We start from the raw sequence: 595 nt of genomic DNA, 5'->3' as shown, positions 1-595 counted from the left end.
ACCTTCAACCTTCTGATTCGTAGTCAGACACTCTATCCAATTGCGCTATGGGTGCATAACAAGTGCCGAGGACCGGGATCGAACCGGTACGGTTATCACTAACCGCGGGATTTTAAGTCCCGTGCGTCTGCCAATTCCGCCACCCCGGCATTATAGAATTGACAAAGCGGAAGACGGGATTCGAACCCGCGACCCCCACCATGGCAAGGTGATGTTCTACCACTGAACTACTTCCGCATTATACAAGTGCCGACTAGAGGAGTCGAACCTCCGACCTTCTGTTTACAAGACAGATGCTCTACCAGCTGAGCTAAGTCGGCATGCACAATAGTTATTATACCAAACCACTAGTCATTTGGCAATGAGCCGTGTGGGGGTCGAACCCACGACCCTCTGATTAAAAGTCAGATGCTCTACCAACTGAGCTAACGGCTCATGAGCATTTGTGCTCAATGGAGGATACAGGGCTCGAACCTGTGACCCTCTGCTTGTAAGGCAGACGCTCTCCCAACTGAGCTAATCCTCCATGAATGCGTGGTAACGTCCTATCCTCGCAGGGAGCGATCCCCCAACTACTTTCGGCGTGTTGAAGCTT

General features: G+C 51.4%; 5 tRNA genes. All 5 read right to left on the bottom strand.

The features are described from left to right. Window positions 1–63: 63 nt before the first annotated feature. The 5 genes from FD32_RS09340 to FD32_RS09320 all read right to left on the bottom strand — a co-directional run bounded on the left by FD32_RS09340 (window position 64) and on the right by FD32_RS09320 (window position 526). Window positions 64–149, bottom strand: a tRNA-Leu gene (locus FD32_RS09340). 16 nt (window positions 150–165) lie between these two features. Further along, window positions 166–237, bottom strand: a tRNA-Gly gene (locus FD32_RS09335). Window positions 238–247: 10 nt separating this feature from the next. Further along, window positions 248–320, bottom strand: a tRNA-Thr gene (locus tag FD32_RS09330). A gap of 42 nt (window positions 321–362) precedes the next feature. After that, window positions 363–435, bottom strand: a tRNA-Lys gene (locus FD32_RS09325). Between the two features lie 18 nt (window positions 436–453). Continuing rightward, a tRNA-Val gene (locus FD32_RS09320) sits at window positions 454–526 on the bottom strand. Window positions 527–595 lie beyond the last annotated feature (69 nt).

Origin of the sequence: Limosilactobacillus panis DSM 6035 (genome assembly GCF_001435935.1) — a bacterium.
In the GTDB taxonomy this organism is placed as follows: Bacteria; Bacillota; Bacilli; order Lactobacillales; family Lactobacillaceae; genus Limosilactobacillus; species Limosilactobacillus panis.
The sequence above is the reverse complement of the archived record's forward strand: the minus strand, read 5'-3'. Positions and strand labels throughout refer to the sequence as shown.